The organism is Marinilabilia sp. (assembly GCF_016278715.1).
In the GTDB taxonomy this organism is placed as follows: Bacteria; Bacteroidota; Bacteroidia; order Bacteroidales; family Marinilabiliaceae; genus Marinilabilia.
Window position 1 is genome coordinate 24,891 of record NZ_JADQBH010000268.1, and the last position, 18,246, is coordinate 43,136.

Annotated in this window: 11 protein-coding genes, 1 tRNA gene, 1 other RNA gene and 1 pseudogene; 8 read left to right on the plus strand and 6 right to left on the minus strand. The window is 42.2% G+C overall.

What is annotated here, in order from left to right; translation table 11 throughout:
• Positions 1-28: 28 nt before the first annotated feature.
• Positions 29-102: transfer RNA gene (locus QZZ43_RS16420), tRNA-Met, on the plus strand.
• 56 nt (positions 103-158) lie between these two features.
• On the plus strand, positions 159-347 hold the full coding sequence (locus QZZ43_RS16425) for a GIY-YIG nuclease family protein (RefSeq protein ID WP_291861625.1): 189 nt from the start codon (positions 159-161) through the stop codon (positions 345-347).
• Between the two features lie 40 nt (positions 348-387).
• Here QZZ43_RS16425 and QZZ43_RS16430 read toward each other — a convergent pair whose 3' ends face one another.
• Together QZZ43_RS16430 and QZZ43_RS16435 are read right to left on the minus strand one after the other, a co-directional pair.
• Positions 388-531, minus strand: coding sequence for a hypothetical protein (locus QZZ43_RS16430; protein ID WP_291861627.1), 144 nt, complete (start codon positions 529-531; stop codon positions 388-390).
• A 151-nt stretch (positions 532-682) separates the two neighbouring features.
• Entirely contained in the window at positions 683-841 is a 159-nt protein-coding gene (locus QZZ43_RS16435) for a YqaE/Pmp3 family membrane protein (protein WP_291861629.1), read from the minus strand.
• 239 nt (positions 842-1,080) lie between these two features.
• Between QZZ43_RS16435 and QZZ43_RS16440 the strand changes: the two genes are divergently transcribed.
• Complete coding sequence (locus QZZ43_RS16440; protein WP_291861631.1) at positions 1,081-2,145, plus strand: endonuclease/exonuclease/phosphatase family protein; 1,065 nt, start codon at positions 1,081-1,083, stop codon at positions 2,143-2,145.
• A 108-nt stretch (positions 2,146-2,253) separates the two neighbouring features.
• Here the strand turns inward: QZZ43_RS16440 and ssrA are convergent.
• The 3 genes and pseudogenes from ssrA to QZZ43_RS16455 form a co-directional block, all read right to left on the minus strand.
• Positions 2,254-2,654: a transfer-messenger RNA gene (ssrA, locus tag QZZ43_RS16445) on the minus strand.
• 561 nt (positions 2,655-3,215) lie between these two features.
• Complete coding sequence (rpe, locus tag QZZ43_RS16450; protein WP_291861633.1) at positions 3,216-3,863, minus strand: ribulose-phosphate 3-epimerase; 648 nt, start codon at positions 3,861-3,863, stop codon at positions 3,216-3,218.
• Between the two features lie 315 nt (positions 3,864-4,178).
• Positions 4,179-5,049, minus strand: a pseudogene (locus tag QZZ43_RS16455) (RNA polymerase sigma factor RpoD/SigA).
• Positions 5,050-5,761: 712 nt separating this feature from the next.
• Here QZZ43_RS16455 and rho point away from each other — a divergent pair.
• Positions 5,762-7,543: a transcription termination factor Rho gene (gene rho, locus QZZ43_RS16460; protein ID WP_291861635.1), complete on the plus strand. Its 1,782-nt coding sequence runs from the start codon at positions 5,762-5,764 to the stop codon at positions 7,541-7,543.
• 140 nt (positions 7,544-7,683) lie between these two features.
• Here rho and QZZ43_RS16465 read toward each other — a convergent pair whose 3' ends face one another.
• Positions 7,684-8,403 carry a hypothetical protein gene (locus tag QZZ43_RS16465; RefSeq protein WP_291861637.1) on the minus strand — a complete coding sequence of 240 codons (720 nt, stop codon included), beginning with the start codon at positions 8,401-8,403 and terminating at the stop codon, positions 7,684-7,686.
• Positions 8,404-8,887: 484 nt separating this feature from the next.
• Between QZZ43_RS16465 and QZZ43_RS16470 the strand changes: the two genes are divergently transcribed.
• From QZZ43_RS16470 to ppdK, 4 genes are all read left to right on the plus strand, one after another.
• A complete protein-coding gene (locus QZZ43_RS16470) occupies positions 8,888-10,036 on the plus strand; it encodes an AAA family ATPase (protein WP_291861639.1) in 1,149 nt (382 codons plus the stop codon).
• A 279-nt stretch (positions 10,037-10,315) separates the two neighbouring features.
• Positions 10,316-13,849: a pyruvate:ferredoxin (flavodoxin) oxidoreductase gene (nifJ, locus tag QZZ43_RS16475; RefSeq protein WP_291861641.1), complete on the plus strand. Its 3,534-nt coding sequence runs from the start codon at positions 10,316-10,318 to the stop codon at positions 13,847-13,849.
• Between the two features lie 211 nt (positions 13,850-14,060).
• Positions 14,061-15,092 (plus strand): dihydroorotate dehydrogenase-like protein, encoded by a 1,032-nt coding sequence (locus tag QZZ43_RS16480; RefSeq protein ID WP_291861643.1) that lies wholly within the window; start codon positions 14,061-14,063, stop codon positions 15,090-15,092.
• A gap of 440 nt (positions 15,093-15,532) precedes the next feature.
• On the plus strand, positions 15,533-18,244 hold the full coding sequence (ppdK, locus tag QZZ43_RS16485; protein WP_291861645.1) for a pyruvate, phosphate dikinase: 2,712 nt from the start codon (positions 15,533-15,535) through the stop codon (positions 18,242-18,244).
• Positions 18,245-18,246: the final 2 nt, after the last annotated feature.

The following is an 18,246-nucleotide window of genomic DNA, read 5'->3' on the forward strand; positions in this document are numbered from 1 at the left end:
AGAAAAGCCAAAAGAAGATAATAGTAATGGCGAGGTAGCTCAGCTGGTTAGAGCGCATGATTCATAATCATGAGGTCGGCGGTTCAAGCCCGCCTCTCGCTACGAAGGGTTAGAACTTAAAAGTTTTAACCCTTTTTTAATTGAAAAAACCTATCCCCATGTCCCACTACGTTTACATTCTTTACAGCACTTCGCGGGACGGGTATTATATCGGAAGCACCTCGGATGTTGAAGAGCGCTTAAAACGTCACAATTCCGGAGCTACGCCCTCCACGAAGGGCGGTCGTCCCTGGAAAATTGTTTATAGGGAAGAATTGGAGTTTCAAAGGTTCTTCGAATGGTCATAAAAAGGCGATTTGGTGATATTCAGGCTTTAATTAGTTTGCGTTAAGCCGCTTTGGCCACTCTTTTACTTAGTTTAAGGCAGTATTCAGGGTATTCGGTCATATCGGTATGTTCGATAATATTAGGCATTCCCAAAGTGATAGTATGGAGAAGAAATGAGAGGAGGTGGATGAATTTATGTTGCATGCAAAAAGTGTGTATGTTTAGGAGCAAAGTGGATCGGAGGGGTGCATGAAATGTTCATCTGTTTAAGGAGAACTGCAAACATTTATCAGCCCTGCAGGAAATTGATCCAACAGGGCTGGCAAATTAAAAATCAAACTTTTTGAGGCCAGTCCTACTTCTTAAAAATCAGCCATAAAGCGTGAATCAAGCCTGGCAGAAATCCAAGAATAGTTAAAAGCACATTGATCCAGAAATGCTTTGTGATGCCAACTTGCATTGCCGCACCTACGGGGGGCAGAATGATAGCAAAAATAACTTTTAAGATATCCATAAGAACAACTTTTATGGTTTGTACCAAAGATAATAAAAAGGAATCACTGTTAGCTTGGAATTCAAAAAGGTGAAATTTAATGTGGATTTCCTGGCATTAGACACAGGGGTTGAGAGTTGAAATTTTATTGGGTATTTTTAGATTGTCATGAGGTTGGACAAATTAATCAGGTAAGTTGAATTTAAAAGGGGGGTAATCGCAATTATTCTCTTAAGTGTTCACTAAAAAAATGAAAAACCATGACCACATTTGAGATAATCATTTTCGTTTTTTCTTGTGTTTTTATTGTCGCTACTTTTGCATCCATGGTACGGAGGAGTCATTGGTGGTATCGTGTGTTTGATTTTCCTCGGTTGCAAATCTGGATTTCTTTACTTTTGCTTTTGATAGCGGGTGTGTTCGTTTTTACCTTTCGTTCCGCAGTGCAGTTTTACATTATTGGATTTTTGCTGGTGAGTCTGGGATATCAGACTTATCGGATTTTTCCATATACCATCTTTTACAAGAAACAGGTTCACCGGGCTAAATCATGGAAAGAGGATGAAACGCTTTCTATTCTCATTAGTAATGTGAAAAAAGAGAATCGTTCTTCTAAAAAGTTGATTGCGTATGTAAAGTCGTTGAAGCCTGACATCTTCCTGGCGCTTGAGTCGGATATGTGGTGGCAACATCAATTTGAAACCATAGAAGCTGATTTCGTTTCCACGGTTAAAATCCCACTTGAAAACAAATATGGAATGCATTTGTATTCCAGAAAAAAATTAATTGATCCCAAAGTTAAGTATCTTGTTGTCGAGGACATACCTTCAATCGAAGCAGAAATCAATTTAAAAAATGGAAGTCGGGCCCGTATCTTTTGTTTGCATCCCAAGCCGCCCAGTCCTACTGAAAGTAAAACATCCATCAATCGGGATGCCGAACTGCTACTTGTGGCCGACAAGTTAGATGTCAAAAAAGAATCAATTTTAGTTTTTGGAGATTTAAATGATGTAGCCTGGTCGCGTACGACAACACTATTCCTTAAAGTCAGCAGGTTACTGGATCCCCGAAAGGGAAGAGGTTTTTTTAGTACCTTCCATGCCGGATATTTATTTCTTAGATGGCCTTTGGACCACATTTTTCATACCGATGATTTTAAGCTTGTTGTGATGAAACGGCTTGGGAATGTGGGTTCCGATCATTTCCCTGTATATTCAAAATTGCAATATAAACCCGGGGCGGCTGCGCATCAGGAAAAATCCGGCCCGGTGGATGAGGCTGAAAAAGAGCGGAAAGAGGAAAAAATCAACCATGCTGATATTTAACGAACTTAGGAAAAACTAATAAAAAAGGACCTGCTGTTAGGCAAGTCCTTTTAATGAATATTATCTTTTTTGAAAGAAACGCTCCTACGCTAAAGCTTCGGAGAGTGAATGTGGAGCTGCGGGGAATCGAACCCCGGTCCAGACAAGGAAGCCATAAGCTTTCTACATGCTTAGTCGCTTCTTGATTGTCGGGTCAGGTGAGGGTAGCGACACCCGAACAAGACCTTATCTCCTTCATTTCACCTCAGGCACGGAGCGGGCCTCAGGCTAGTTTCGGTTTACCTGCACCTTCTAATCGGATAGCCCCGAAACGACGGCATCCGGAAGATGTCTCGTCCCGGCCCCTAGGACCGGGATTAAGCCTAACCTACTGTTATTCGGTTACGCAGCAAGAGCGTAGTTGTTTTCGCCAGTTATAAAGTTTGAGTCCTGGGATTTACGAGCCAGCTACACAACGCTCGGCATGCTTACTTACCACTTTGCCTCACTGTCAAATCCATGTCAGCCCCGTTGGGGGAGTGGTTTTAATAGACTTGCAAAGATAATGCCTTTTTGTGGTTTCCCAATAGGAACCTTCTAAAACTTTCCGCAAAGGGATTTCATCCCTTAAACCCTGAGCCCGATTAAAGTTTTGTAAGGTTTTGACCTTCCGAAACCAACAAAAACTTATTACAAGACAAAAAAAAATATTTCTGGATTATTGCTACACCAGCATTGTTCAAGCAAGTTTGACACTACTTTCGCTAAACGCAATAATTATTTCATGATTATTGCTACGTTCGACAATATTCAAGCAAGCTTGATATTGTTCTCTCTTATCGCAATAATCCAAGACTGAGCCAGCTTTCGCTTTATAAACTACAGTTCTTTCATCGTAATCGTTAAGATTCATCTTGCTTGCTGCGGGCACGAGAATTAAACAGAGACGATTTTACAATAAAACAACCTTGTTTTTAGACTTACCTGCCAAGGTCGGTTCCCTTTCAAGATCGTCAATTCTTTTAAAATAAATGTTTTGGACAGATTATTCTTTTACCAATTATTTTTAAGTGGTTTCCCCATATAAAAAATTACTTCTTCAAATCAGAAATAGTTTTTACAGGGTCATCCGACTTAAAGATAGAACTTCCAGATACCAGAACATCAGCACCTGCCTGGTAAAGCTGTGCCGAATTGTCAGTCGATATGCCGCCATCGACTTCAATGAGTGCTTTACTGTTCTTTTTTTCTATGAGGTTTCTGAGTTGGTCAACTTTGGCGTAAGTGTTTTGTATAAATTCCTGTCCTCCGAAACCGGGATTAACCGACATGATAAGTACTAAATCAACCATTTCGATGATGTCTTCAAGGAGCAATACCGGTGTGTGTGGATTAAGGGTAACGCCTGCCTGCATTCCTGAATTGTGAATCTCCTGTACGGTGCGATGGAGGTGCGTGCTTGCCTCGTAATGCACATTGAGAAAATCGGCACCAGCATCCCGAAAAGCAGTGATGTATTTTTCGGGTTGAACAATCATAAGATGCACATCCAGCGGTTTAAGGGCATGTTTTTTAATGGCTTCTACCACCGGTACTCCAAAGGAAATGTTGGGGACAAATACACCATCCATAATATCGAGGTGAAACCAGTCTGCTTCACTGCGATTTACGATATCAATGTCTTTTGAAAGATTGGAGAAATCAGCTGCCAGCAGAGATGGCGCAACCATTTTTTTCATCGTAGAGTTGATTTTTTTTTTGTTTTCTGTAAAAGATAAGAGACGTACAAAGGTACGCCTCTTCTGGAAAATATAAGTTTATTCTTTTTTGTTTTTCTAAGATTTTGCTTGGAATATCTCTATTAAAGCAATGGGAAACCTAAACCCAGAAACTCCGGTATAGGGGATTAGGCAATTAGGGATTAGATGTTTAATTCAAAACTCCCCACATTTACCCCTTAACCTCTTTAGGTTGAGCTCACCTCTAAACATGAAGGGGGGAGCCACTATCCCGCAAAAATAACTCAAAACATGGAACCCCAAACCCCAAACTCATCAGTCATCATTAATAAAGTTTTTCAAAATGCGGCTCCTGTATGTGTGTTTTAATCTTTTAATTGCTTTTTCTTTGATTTGGCGCACCCGTTCTCTGGTAAGGTTGAATAGCTTTCCAATTTCCTCAAGCGAGTAGGGAGGTTCCCCATTCAATCCGTAATAAAGTTTGATAATATCTGCTTCTCGGGCTGACAGGGTGGACAGCGATCTCTCGATTTCTTTTTTGAGAGAATTGTCCAATAGGTCAGCATCCGGGCTCACAGAGTCGGAGGCCAACAAAACATCGTAAAGGGTGTTTTCCTCATCAGGCTTAAGGGGAGCATCCATAGAAATATGGCGATTCGAGACTTTAAGCGCCTCCTTTACATCCTTGGGAGCCATTTCGAGAATATCCCCAATTTCTTCGGGGGTAGGTTCTCTTTGAAACTCCTGCTCCAGACGGGCAAAAGCATTGTTCACTTTATTGACGCTTCCAATTTTATTTAGCGGAAGACGAACGATTCGGGCCTGCTCGGCCAAAGCCTGCAAAATGGATTGACGAATCCACCATACCGCATAAGAGATGAATTTGAATCCACGTGTCTCATCAAAACGTTGAGCCGCTTTAATCAGGCCTAAATTCCCTTCGTTAATAAGATCCGGCAGACTGAGTCCCTGGTTCTGATATTGTTTGGCAACAGAAACCACAAATCGTAAATTCGCATTAAATAAGCTGTCCAAGGGCTTTTTCGTCACCCTGTCGGATTTTTTTTGCCAGAGCTACTTCTTCTTCAGCTGAGATTAGTGCAACTTTCCCAATTTCGTGGAGGTACTTGTCAAGTGAAGGGGATTCCCGGTTGGTAACTTGTTTAGTTATTTTCAGTTGTCTCATAAAACCTGGTTAGATTGTTTAGGGAATGTAATATTAACAAAAAACTTTGTTGGGTGTTTAGTTGTGACGCTTTTTTTGATAAATTTATTCTTGAAAATCAAGGATATTCGTTGTGCTTAAACGGAAGACTCAAAATACCTGTTATACAAAATGCTTTTGGTTGCTTCGCAGAATTTTGCGACTGAACCTCTCAACTGTCTTTTTGTTTTCACCCTTAAAATCAACGTTCAATGTATCGAATAGTTTTAAGACCGTTTTGGGTTTCCAGGAGAGACCTAACAACCATCTTTGTTGTGTCGATAATAAAACAAACCTGAGGGTATTGTTTGTGGCGTGAATTTTGACTCGTTATCCTGCTGAAAACTTGACGAAGGTTTACAAATAGAACTGTTTCTGAGGTGATGAGCAGATGTTTCTTTGCCGATGGGGTAAATATGTAAACTGTTCGTCACAGGACAATGCAAACTCCTTGCTTTCTAATCAGGTACTGTTGCTTCAGGGTGAAAGAACATTTGCACATTAAAGATTAATGCTGTATGTTTGCAAAAAAAATAAGCCATCCCGGACAACCATTCGTTCGTTGCTTCCGGTTATTAACTTTTATTAGTTTAATCCATTCTTTTTCTTTGTGTTGCAGTTTACATTAATCTGAGGGACAAAGTTCGAACTAAATAAAATCCAATTTACATATTAAAGTTATTAGTGTATATATATGCTTGATATTCTGGAATTAAACAACAAGAAACTTGTTGAGTTGCGTCAAATAGCCAAAGATCTTGGTATTAGACGCGTTGAATCGTTTAAAAAACAAGACCTGGTTTACAGGATCCTTGATGAACAGGCCATTCAGGAGTCTGAAAAAAGAAAGAAACCTGAGAATACCAAAAGAAATGATGAGCCTGCAAAAAACGAGAAACGTCCCAGACGTGGACGACCACCTAAAAAAGTAGCCGAGGGGCGGAATGGGGATCAAAAACAACCCGAAGCCATCAAGGAAGAGCCCAGAAGGGAAGAGGTGAAAAGGGAAGGGGTCAAAAAGGTGCACCAGCAACCCCGGAAAGAGAAATCTGAAGAGGTGAAAGAGAAGCGGCAGCCGGTTGCTCAGAATGAAAAAGCGGAGCAGCCCAGGACCTTTGAAAAAAAGGTTGAAGAAAAAACGGGTGTTGAGAATGAGAAGACAGAGCAGGGTAACGAAACTTCTGCTCAACCATCAAATCAGCAGCCTAAAAATGATAATGCTCGTCCTGACCAGCAGCAACCCCGCAAACAGCAGGGTAAATGGCAGCAGCGCGAGAAACAGCCACATCCACATCAGCGCAAGCATCAGGACAAACAAAACCAGCAGGAGAACTTCAACGATAAGGCTTTTGAATTTGAGGGTATCGTTTCTGCCGCAGGTGTTCTGGAAATTATGCCCGATGGTTACGGATTCTTGAGATCTTCTGATTACAATTATTTCAATTCTCCCGATGATATTTATGTCTCCCAGTCACAAATTAAATTGTTTGGGCTGAAAACCGGTGATACCGTTGAAGGAAGCATTCGTCCACCCAAAGAGGGTGAGAAGTATTTTCCTTTGATTAAGGTGGAATCAATTAATGGTCGTACACCTGATTTTGTAAGGGATAGGGTCCCTTTTGATCACCTGGTGCCTGTTTTCCCCGATGAGAAATTTAATCTCACCGACGGTCCTTTCAGTAATATTTCGTCCCGTGTTGTGGATATGTTTGCTCCCATTGGTAAGGGACAGCGTGGATTGATTGTGGCACAGCCAAAAACGGGTAAAACCGTATTGCTGAAAGATGTGGCCAATGCCATTGCTTCTAATCATCCCGAAGTTTACATGATGATATTGCTTATTGATGAGCGTCCCGAGGAAGTTACGGACATGGCCCGTAGTGTGAGAGCTGAAGTGATTTCTTCGACTTTCGATGAGCCCGCAGATCGTCACGTGAAAGTTGCCAATATTGTTCTTGAGAAAGCTAAAAGACTGGTAGAGTGTGGACATGATGTGGTTATCTTGTTGGACTCTATTACTCGTCTGGCTCGCGCATATAACACCGTTTCGCCTGCATCAGGTAAGGTGCTTTCGGGTGGTGTGGATGCCAATGCCCTGCACCGTCCCAAGCGTTTCTTTGGTGCTGCGCGTAATATTGAGGGTGGTGGTTCACTGACCATTCTGGCTACTGCACTTACCGATACCGGTTCCAAGATGGACGATGTGATCTTTGAAGAATTTAAAGGTACAGGTAATATGGAGCTTCAGCTCGACCGTCGTTTGTCCAACAAGCGTATTTATCCTTCTGTGGATATCAATGCTTCCAGTACTCGTCGCGAAGAGTTGTTGATGGATAAAGAAACTATGAACCGTATCTGGATTTTGCGCAATTACCTGTCGGATATGAACCCGATAGAAGCGATGGAATTCCTGAAAGACAGAATGCTGAAAACCCGATCGAATGAAGAGTTTTTGGTGTCGATGAATGATGGATAGAGGTTAGTGAGTAGATAATAGTCAGTAGATGAGGAACTTGCTTTTAGTTTTTCGTCTAACTGCCTAGATTACAGATATATAAATAGAGAAGGTCGCCTGATGGCGGCCTTTTTTATGGAAGATAAACTTTGAGTAGTGGGTTACAACATAAAAACCCTCTTCCGAAACTTCTCTACCTCCTCTGCAATTGCATCCACTTGTGCCGAATTAATAATAGGTGTGGTTTGGGTTTGTTGGTATGTGGTTTCATTGCCCTCCATGTCATAAGTTTTTTGGGGCTTTCCAATCTTTTCCGTTTTTATTTCAATAGCGAATAATTTCGTTTTTAATGGTTGAAGTGCTTTCAGTATCTCTTTCACTTCGTTGTTCTTTTCGAACTTAATTAACCAGGTTTCCAGTATTTCGAGACAAATTTGCTGATCGCCAAGTCTGAGCATCAGTGTTTCGTCCTGGTGCGTTTGTGCATAGTGGTTCAGGAGGTGCAAACCTTCCGTCCAGGCGCCCAGAACCATGAAGAGGCCGGTTTCAATTCTTTGAGGGTTTAGCAATTCACGTTCCATCCCATAAATCTGCAAAGTGCTTATCATCAGAAGGTAGTCTGCTTCCTTTTTGGAGATAGAGGAAGAGGCAATATCTTTTAAAGATTCAAAATCGAAAAATTGTGACAGGTAAAGGGCATTTGAAAGTAATCGGATTTGATTAAGTGGCCTGATGGTTGAAGATTGCTGCTTAAAACAACTGATAGACATGAGGTCGGCCCCGATTCCCCCCATTGCCAGCGCTTTTTTCTTTGAAGTGTGGTATTTGGCGATATCGGTGTTGAGCAGAATGGTAGTCCGAGAATTTGATGGCCGATGCAATTTCTGTAGGAGAGGCAATATTGGAGGCCATCATCTGAGCGGTCTTGGAGAGTTCTTTTTAAACCACATTAGAAACAAAACATAAGAAAATAAAGAGATTTTTATCTATAATAAGCACTTTGTGTTTTGTTAGATGAAAGAACAAAGAAGATATGGAAAAGGGACTTTGAATTTATACTCAGAAGAAAAAAAAGAAGTATTGGGGGGATGTCGGGTTACATTCATGATGAAATTAGGTTTTGATAAATCTTGAGTAAAACAATAATAATCAATTTTGTGAATAATTCAAAATCAATTGGTGAAGTTTCCGGGTCAGTTGATTTTACTGGTCTTTCAATTACCCACTATCTTTACTAAATATAAATAACAATCAAGTGGTTAAAATGTAATCTGCATATTGCAAAAACCAAAAACCATTGTTTAAATTTGCCAACAAATCCTAATAGTTTTGATGCAGGCATTTATAAAAACACACCGTTATTTATTGGAACACTTAAGTGTTCCTGTACATCGTCATTTGCTCGATTATATCGATTGGGACCATCGTCTCATTGGTATTCAGGGTGCTCGTGGTGTGGGCAAAACTACTTTTCTACTCGATTATGCCAAAGCATTTTATGGCAATTCTAAGTCTTGCCTGTATGTAAATCTGAACAATCTTTATTTTTCAGAAATTAGTGTTGTCGCTTTTGCTGATGAATTTAGAAAAACCGGAGGAAAAATACTTTTGCTCGATCAGGTTTATAAATATCCTAACTGGGCAGATGAATTAAGATATTGTTACGACCATTTCGAGGATCTGAAAATAGTTTTCAGCGGTTCGCCACTGATGCGTTTGGATGAAGAGAATGCGGAACTGGAAGGATGCGCCAAGGTGTATAATCTGGAGGGGTTTACATTCAGAGAATTTCTGAATCTAAAAACCGGAAATGATTTTCAACCGGTTACCTTGGAGCAGTTGCTGAATAACCATCAGGAAATTGCCGAGGGAATTGTAGAAAAAGTACGGCCACTGGCTTATTTTACCGATTACCTCCATCATGGTTATTATCCCTTCTTTTTGGAGAAGCGCAATTACCTGGAAAACCTGTTGAAAACCATCAATCTGGTGCTGGAAATTGACATCAGTTACCTGCAACAAATTGAACTGAAATATCTTCCTAAACTCCGGAAATTGCTTTATATGGCAGGTAAATCTGCCCCTTTTCAGCCCAATATAAGTCGTTTGAGCAATGAGGTGGAAACCAGCAGAGCAACGGTTATGAATTATCTGAACTACCTGCGTCAGGGACGTTTGATAAATCTGTTGTACGAAGAGACTTTTGACCCATTGAAAAAACCTTCCTGCGTGTATATGCAAAATCCCAATCTGGTGTATTCGGTTGCAAGAGGAAATGAGGTGGAAATGGATGTGCTGCATAAAACATTTTTTTACAATCAGCTGGGGTATCTGAACAAAGTGAATTACAGTTCTGATGCCGATTTTTTGGTCAACGGGGACAAGCCATTTTACATCGGAGGCCGGAATATTGAGAAAAAAAGCCAAAATAAGGAAGGATATTTTGCCCGCGATATGGTTGAGGTTGGTTCAGAAAATCAGATTCCACTATGGTTATTTGGCTTTTTGTTTTAAGAGTCTTAAATTGAATAGTCCCGGAAAAAAAACAACACGGGTTTGGAATAGCAGCATTTAAGGAACAGATTAGAATATTGAATTATATGGTGTTAACAAGAAAACTAAGGTTTTCAGTCTTTGCTAAGAAAGCACCAAATACAAGGCATGAAAAGTTTTTGAATTCAAGGAGTTTATTATCGTAAAAGACTGATTCAAAAACAAAAATACCACAGTGGTTGGTGTTTTATTGCAAAGACTATATATGATGATTTTTTAAACAATAAGGAGAACAGACAAATGGTTAAAAACAAGAAGTTCATTACCTGTGACGGGAACTACGCTGCAGCTCACGTAGCATATATGTTTAGTGAGGTAGCAGCAATCTATCCCATCACTCCGTCTTCCAACATGGCTGAAAACGTCGATGAGTGGGCAGCCAACGGACGGAAAAACATCTTTGGGGAAACTGTGAAAGTTGAAGAGATGCAGTCGGAAGCCGGTGCTGCCGGTGCCGTACACGGATCGCTTCAGGCTGGCGCGCTTACCTCTACATTTACTGCCTCGCAGGGATTATTGCTGATGATTCCTAACATGTACAAGATTTCCGGTGAATTATTGCCCGGTGTTTTCCATGTGAGTGCACGTAGTTTGGCAGCTCAGGCGTTGTCTATTTTTGGCGATCACAGTGACGTTATGTCAACGCGTCAAAGTGGTTTCGCGATGCTGGCAACGGGAAGTGTTCAGGAAGTGATGGATCTGGCTGGTATTGCTCACCTGGCTGCCATCAAAAGCCGCATTCCTTTTCTTCATTTCTTTGACGGATTCCGTACTTCTCACGAAATTCAGAAGATTGAGGCCATCGAACAAGACGAACTGGAAAAACTCCTTGACCGGGATGCATTGAAAAAATTCCGAGACAATGCACTCAACCCCGAACATCCGGTTACCCGTGGTACTGCTCAGAACCCTGATATTTACTTCCAGTCGCGCGAGGCTTCCAACTCATTCTACGATGCCATTCCTGATATCGTGGCCGATTATATGGACAAGATTTCTGAAATTACCGGTCGTAAGTATCGTCCTTTCGATTATTATGGTGCCGATGATGCAGAACATGTGGTAATCGCCATGGGATCTGTTACCGATACCATTAAGGAAACTGTTGATTATCTGAATGCCAATGGAGAAAAAGTTGGTTTGATTGCTGTACACCTGTACCGCCCATTTTCTGCCAAATATTTCTTTGAGGCATTCCCGAAAACCACTAAGCGAATTGCCGTTCTTGACCGTACCAAAGAACCCGGTGCCAACGGTAACCCGCTTTATCTTGACATCCGTGACCTTTTCTACGGAAAAGAAAATGCCCCCATTGTGGTTGGTGGTCGCTACGGATTGTCTTCAAAAGACACTACTCCTGCTCAGATTATTTCAGTATTCGAAAACCTGAAAATGAATGAGCCCAAGAACGATTTCACAGTAGGTATCGTTGACGATGTGACTTTCAAGTCATTGCCAATGAACGAGGAGATTAATCTTGCGCCAAAAGGAACCTTTGCCGGTAAGTTTTATGGTTTGGGTTCTGACGGTACTGTTGGTGCCAACAAGAACTCTATTAAAATTATTGGAGAAAACACCGATAAGTTTGCTCAGGCTTATTTTGCCTACGACTCCAAAAAGTCCGGTGGAATCACCATTTCTCACTTGCGATTTGGAGATGAGACTATTCGCTCGCCTTATCTGGTAAACACACCTGATTTTGTAGCTTGTCACGTGCCTTCTTACCTTGGCAAATATGACATGCTCAAAGGGCTGAAAAAAGGAGGAACTTTTCTTTTGAACAGTACCTGGGACGAAGAAGAGACCAAAAATCGTATCCCGGCTGATATGAAAAAATATATGGCTGAGAACCATATTAAATTTTATATTATCAACGCCACCAAGATTGCTCAGGAAATTGGGCTGGGCAACCGGACAAATACCATCATGCAATCGGCTTTCTTTAAGATTGCTGAGGTAATTCCTTACGATCAGGCTGTTGAGCAAATGAAGAAGTTTATTGTTAAGTCCTTCGGAATGAAAGGAGAGGACATCGTTAACATGAACTATAAAGCTGTTGAACAAGGGGGAGATGTAACTCAGATTGAAGTTCCTGTCGACTGGGCAAATGCTCAGGCTGAGGCTGCAACCAACGGGAAAGAAGTACCCGAATTCATCAGTAAAATTGTATTCCCCATCAATGCTCAAAAAGGAGACGATCTTCCTGTAAGTGCATTTAAGGGACGCGAAGATGGTACTTTCCCCGCCGGTACTACCGCTTACGAGAAGCGTGGTATTGCTGTGGACGTGCCCGAGTGGCAGATGGACAACTGTATTCAGTGTAATCAGTGTGCTTATGTATGTCCTCACGCAGCTATCCGCCCTTTCTTGTTGGATGAGGAAGAAATGGCCAATGCACCCGAAGGAACAGAGGCTAAGAAAGCCAACGGTAAAGGTTTCGACGGACTGCAGTTCCGTATTCAGGTGAGTATACTCGACTGTACCGGTTGTGGCAACTGTGCCGATGTTTGTCCTTCCAAAGAGAAGTCACTGATTATGAAATCGCTTGACTCTCAGATGGAAGAAGAAAAGCGTTGGGATTACATGGCTGAAAAGGTGACCATCAAAGATACCATCACTCCCAAAACTACCAATCTTAAGGCTTCTCAGTTTGCCAAGCCTTTGTTTGAGTTCTCCGGAGCTTGTGCCGGTTGTGGTGAAACTCCTTATATCAAGCTGATTACCCAGTTGTTTGGCGACCGCATGATGGTAGCTAATGCTACCGGATGTTCTTCTATCTACGGTGGCTCTGCACCAGCAACTCCTTACTGTACAAACGCTGAAGGACAGGGGCCCGCATGGGCTAACTCACTGTTCGAAGACAACGCTGAATATGGTATGGGTATGGCTGTTGGTGTTGACAAATTACGTGACCGTATCGAACGTCTCATGAATGAGAATATGTCGGCGGTTACTGCTGATACCAAAGCTGCTTTTGAAGCATGGATTGAAGCCAAGCAGGATGGGGAGAAAACCCGCGAAGTTTCCAAGGCTGTTATTAAAGCACTGGAAAATGAGAAAAACCCTGTCGCCGTGGAAATTCTTGCTCTTAAAGATTACCTGGTGAAGAAATCTGTATGGGTATTTGGTGGTGACGGATGGGCTTACGACATTGGTTACGGTGGACTGGATCACGTAATTGCTTCAGGTCGCGATATCAATATTCTGGTGATGGATACCGAGGTTTACTCTAATACCGGAGGGCAGGCTTCCAAGTCAACTCCAGTTGGTGCTGTTGCAAAGTTTGCCGCAGCAGGTAAAACTATCCGTAAGAAAGACCTCGGTCTGATGGCTACAACTTATGGTTACGTTTATGTAGCTCAGGTCTCAATGGGAGCCAATCAGAACCAGTATTTCAAAGCTTTGAAAGAAGCTGAGGCATATCCTGGACCTTCTATTATTATTGCTTACTCTCCATGTATCAATCATGGTCTGAAGGCTGGAATGGGAGCTGCTCAGGCTGAAGGGAAAAAAGCCGTTGAGAGCGGATACTGGCACTTGTATCGCTACAACCCATTGTTGGAAGCCGAAGGAAAGAATCCTTTCCAGCTCGATTCAAAGGAGCCGGATTGGAGTAAATTCCAGGATTTCCTCAAAGGTGAAGTCAGGTACACCGCTTTGATGAAGTCGTTCCCCGAGCAGGCAAAAGAACTGTTTAAAGCTGCTCAGGAGAATTCTAAATGGCGTTACAATACCTATAAGCGTTTTGCCGCCATGGCTTACGATGCTGAATAAGCATAAACATTATAGTTTTTTGAAAGGCAGTCTCGTTTGGGGCTGCCTTTTTTAATTGCTTTCCAGATGAACTTTTTTTGAATAGTCCACCCAAATTTATTAACTTGAAATGCAAAACTTAATGAAAGTTGTCATTTAAGTTTTGTTGTCGTTTTTTCAACAAAACAGACATTAGTCTTGTTAATAAATCAGATGTCATAAATTATTAATCATGAAAATGAAGCCTGAGAATATGGATCTATCTACACATTACATGGGGATTCCCCTGAAAAACCCCTTAATTATTGGTGCCAGTAATCTGGTGACTGATAAGGAAATGGTCAAAAAACTGGAAGATGCAGGCGCATCAGCCATTGTTTACAAATCACTGTTCGAAGAACAAATAAATCTGGAAACGGCTGAGCTGGAAGAGGATTTGCATGAATATGATGAACGGAATGCTGAAATGATTGACCTCTTTCCTAAGGTGGAGCATTCGGGCCCCAGGGCTCATTTGATGGCTGTTAAGGAGCTGAAGGAATCAGTTTCCATTCCCGTTATTGCTAGTCTGAATTGTATTTATGATTCTACATGGGAGGAGTATGCAGAGCTTCTCGCCTCTACCGGGGTTGATGGTTTGGAGCTCAATTTCTACAGTACTATTACCGATGCCAACAAAACTCCTCAGGAGATTGAAAGCACCAGAATTGAGATTCTTAAAAGAGTTAAAAGGAAGGTCCAAATTCCTGTTTCTGTTAAGTTGAGTCCTTTTTATACCAACGCATTAGAGTTTATCAACAGGTTAAGTGAAGATGGAGCTGAAGCTTTCGTTCTGTTCAACCGCTTGTTTCAACCGGATATTAATATCTGGCAAGAGGAGTTTGAAATGCCTTACAATCTGAGTCATAAAGGTGATAGCCGCTTGTCTCTGAGGTATGCAGGACTGTTGCACGGACGTCTTCAGGCCAGTATTGCTGCAAATACTGGAATTCTTGATGGAGAAGATTTGATAGCAGCTCTGCTTGCCGGAGCCGACGTGGCTCAGGTCGTTAGTACCATCTATCGGAATGGCCCCGAGCAAATCGGCAAAATGCTCAGTGAGTTGAGTGACTGGATGAAAGAGAAAGGCTATAACTCCATTGATGACTTTAAAGGCAAAATGGCACACAGCCGAATTACCGAACCGTTTGCCTATAAGCGTGGCCAATATGTTGATTTTCTGATGAAATCTAAAGAATACTTCAAAAAGTATCCCGTGCGTTAAAGCTTGTGGAAAGAATATATACAACCGGATTTGTCCATCGCGGACAGTCCGGTTTTTTTAGTGAATCTCTGGGGAGGAATGGAAATTTATATAATGAAGTTACTAACCTTATTAATCCACAAATAACCTATTACGATGTTCAACTATCTGCGAACTACAATCGTCCTCAACAAAATAAGTTTGAAAATAATTCATTATTTCCTTCATTAATTTAACCTGCGGTTGATTGTATTTCCTGCTTTTTGAACTTCTCATAACGAATATTCATGAATAAATCAGGCTAAAAGTAATCTTTGTGTTATTGTTTATTGTAAGAATTTAACAAATAGGCCATCTAAACTATTAAATTATTGAGTTTTCGATGGAAAATTGATTAATTTTAGGGCCGTAAAATAAAAAATTATTAAGCTTAATCATAAAACATTACAAAAGAAACAATTATGAGTGAGAAGCGTGTTTACACATTTGGAAACGGAGAAGCCGAGGGTAGAACCGATATGAAGGAGCTCCTTGGGGGTAAGGGAGCCAACCTGGCAGAGATGAACCTTATTGGAGTGCCGGTACCTCCCGGTTTTACTATCACGACTGATGTTTGTACTGAGTACAATGAGTTGGGACATGACAAGGTGGTGTCACTTCTGAAAGACGAAGTTGAGAAGGCTATTGCTCAGGTAGAAGCGCAAACCGGAACAAAGTTTGGCGACAAGGAAAATCCTTTATTGGTTTCTGTACGTTCAGGTGCCCGGGCTTCAATGCCTGGTATGATGGATACCATCCTGAACCTGGGACTGAACGATGAAGTTGTGGAAGGAATGGCCAAAAAGAGCGGAAATCCCCGATTTGCCTGGGATTCATATCGCCGTTTTATCCAGATGTATGGTGACGTGGTGATGGGTCTTAAGCCTGAATCAAAAGAAGATTCAGATCCTTTTGAGGAAATCATGGAAAAAGTGAAGGAAGAAAAAGGTATCGAACTGGATACTCAATTCACTGTGGATGACCTGAAAAGTCTTGTTCAGAAGTTTAAAGCTGCAGTTAAAAAACGTACCGGCAAAGATTTTCCTGTTGATGCTTATGAACAGTTGTGGGGAGCAGTAGCTGCCGTATTCGACAGCTGGACCAACAGCCGTGCTGTATATTATCGCCGTCTGAATGGTATTCCTGATGAATGGGGTACTGCGGTGAATGTTCAGGCTATGGTATTTGGAAACATGGGTGATTCATCTGCAACTGGTGTTGCATTTACCCGTGATGCCGCCACCGGAGAGAATATTTTCAACGGTGAATATCTGATCAATGCTCAGGGAGAAGACGTGGTGGCTGGTATCCGTACACCTCAGGAAATTACTTTGGAAGGAAGTAAACGTTGGGCCAAACTTCAGGGTATTTCTGAAGAGGAACGCGCAAGCAAATTCCCTTCACTGGAGGAAACCATGCCAAAGCTTTTCAAGGAATTGTTTGAAGTTCAGAAAAAGCTTGAAAATCACTATAAGGATATGCAGGATCTTGAGTTTACCATTCAGGAAGGAAAACTCTGGTTGTTGCAAACCCGTAACGGAAAACGTACCGGTGCTGCTATGGTGAAAATTGCCATGGATATGTATCGTGACAAATTCATTGATGAAAAAACTGCTTTACTGCGCCTCGAACCCGGTAAGCTTGATGAATTGCTTCACCCGGTATTTGATTCAACGGCCATTCGTTCAGCCAAAGTATTGGCCAAAGGGTTGCCTGCATCTCCAGGTGCCGCAACCGGACAAGTCGTTTTCTTTGCCGATGAGGCAACTAAATTTGAGCAGGCTATTTTGGTGCGTACCGAGACTTCTCCTGAAGACCTCGAGGGTATGAACGTGGCCCGTGGTATTTTGACCGCCCGTGGGGGTATGACCTCACATGCTGCCGTAGTTGCCCGTGGTATGGGTAAATGCTGTGTGTCAGGTGCCGGTTCTGTAAAACTCGATTACCGAGCACGTACCATGACTATTGATGGTAAGGTTTATCACGAAGGTGACTGGATTTCTTTGAACGGCTCTACCGGTGAAGTTTACGAAGGTAAAGTGTTGACGCGTAAACCTGATATGAGCGGTGATTTTGCACTTATAATGGATTTGTCGGACAAGTTTGCAAAAATGAGTGTACGTACCAATGCAGATTCTCCCAATGATGCGAAAGTAGCCAGTGATTTTGGTGCCAAGGGTATCGGCCTTTGCCGGACTGAACACATGTTCTTCGAAGGTGCGCGTATCAAGGCTATGCGTGAGATGATTCTTTCCTCAACCGTAGAAGGACGTAAAAAAGCACTTGCCAAGTTACTTCCTTATCAGCGCGAAGACTTCGAGGGTATCTTTGAAGCGATGGCCGGATATGGTGTTACTGTTCGTTTGCTTGATCCGCCATTGCACGAGTTTGTGCCTCATCAGCAGGCTACTCAGAAAGCACTGGCCGAAGAAATGGGAGTGCCCATCGAACAAATTCGCAACACTGTTGCCGATTTGGAAGAGTTCAACCCCATGTTGCGACATCGTGGTTGCCGCTTGGGAATCACTTATCCCGAGATTACCGAAATGCAGGCACGCGCTATTATCGAGGCTGCCCTTAATTTGAAGAAAAAAGGCGTTGATGCCCGTCCTGAAATTATGGTGCCGCTGATTGGAACTCTTAAAGAGTTCAAGATGCAGGCTGATATTATTCGTGAGACTGCAGAAACTGTATTTAAGGAGCGTGGTGATAAAATTGACTACCTGGTAGGTACCATGATTGAAATTCCACGTGCTGCACTAACTGCTGACCTGATTGCAGCGGAAGCAGACTTCTTTTCCTTTGGAACCAACGACCTTACACAGATGACTTTTGGTTATTCTCGTGATGATGCCGGAAAATTCCTGCCTATTTATCTTGAGAAGGGTGTTCTGAAAGATGATCCTTTCCAGGTTTTGGATCAGGAAGGTGTAGGCCAGTTGGTGGAGGTGGGAACCAAGCGCGGGCGTAGTGTTAAAAGCGATCTGAAAGTAGGTATCTGTGGTGAGCACGGAGGTGAACCTTCTTCAGTTGAGTTCTGCCATCGCACCGGAATGGACTATGTAAGTTGTTCGCCTTATCGTGTGCCTATTGCACGTTTGGCTGCTGCTCAGGCTGCTGCCCGGGAGCAATAACC

Bases quoted from the DNA above. Each gene is read 5' to 3' on its own strand.
- QZZ43_RS16425 (WP_291861625.1), top strand. From the start codon at position 159: ATGTCCCACTACGTTTACATTCTTTACAGCACTTCGCGGGACGGGTAT.
- QZZ43_RS16430 (WP_291861627.1), bottom strand. From the start codon at position 531: ATGCAACATAAATTCATCCACCTCCTCTCATTTCTTCTCCATACTATC.
- QZZ43_RS16435 (WP_291861629.1), bottom strand. From the start codon at position 841: ATGGATATCTTAAAAGTTATTTTTGCTATCATTCTGCCCCCCGTAGGT.
- QZZ43_RS16440 (WP_291861631.1), top strand. From the start codon at position 1,081: ATGACCACATTTGAGATAATCATTTTCGTTTTTTCTTGTGTTTTTATT.
- rpe (WP_291861633.1), bottom strand. From the start codon at position 3,863: ATGAAAAAAATGGTTGCGCCATCTCTGCTGGCAGCTGATTTCTCCAAT.
- rho (WP_291861635.1), top strand. From the start codon at position 5,762: ATGCTTGATATTCTGGAATTAAACAACAAGAAACTTGTTGAGTTGCGT.
- nifJ (WP_291861641.1), top strand. From the start codon at position 10,316: ATGGTTAAAAACAAGAAGTTCATTACCTGTGACGGGAACTACGCTGCA.
- QZZ43_RS16480 (WP_291861643.1), top strand. From the start codon at position 14,061: ATGAAAATGAAGCCTGAGAATATGGATCTATCTACACATTACATGGGG.
- ppdK (WP_291861645.1), top strand. From the start codon at position 15,533: ATGAGTGAGAAGCGTGTTTACACATTTGGAAACGGAGAAGCCGAGGGT.